General features: G+C 43.0%; 1 protein-coding gene. It reads left to right on the forward strand.

The annotated features are described in order from the left end of the window. On the forward strand, positions 1 to 272 hold a 272-nt coding region (locus tag AAEZ18_RS18865; protein ID WP_352255939.1), incomplete at both ends, for a cadherin-like domain-containing protein.

The following is a 272-nucleotide window of genomic DNA, read 5'->3' on the forward strand; positions in this document are numbered from 1 at the left end:
TAACAACACAGCCCACACTCGGCAGCGTAGTTGTAAATACCGATGGCACATACACCTACACGCCCAATAAAGAACAAACAGGGTCAGATAGCTTTATGTTTGGTGTGTCTGATGGGGTTAACAACCAAGTAACAGCAACGATAAGTATTACTATTGAAGCATTGCAAGTCGATTTTGCTCAGTTTGCAACCGATGCATTTAATCAACCTACTAACGCTGAGCCACTGTCTATTAACGGCCGAGTATTTACCAACACCGAAACAGATGTTGGT

It is taken from the genome of Pseudoalteromonas sp. 19-MNA-CIBAN-0066 (assembly GCF_040308705.1).
GTDB lineage: Bacteria > Pseudomonadota > Gammaproteobacteria > Enterobacterales > Alteromonadaceae > Pseudoalteromonas > Pseudoalteromonas nigrifaciens.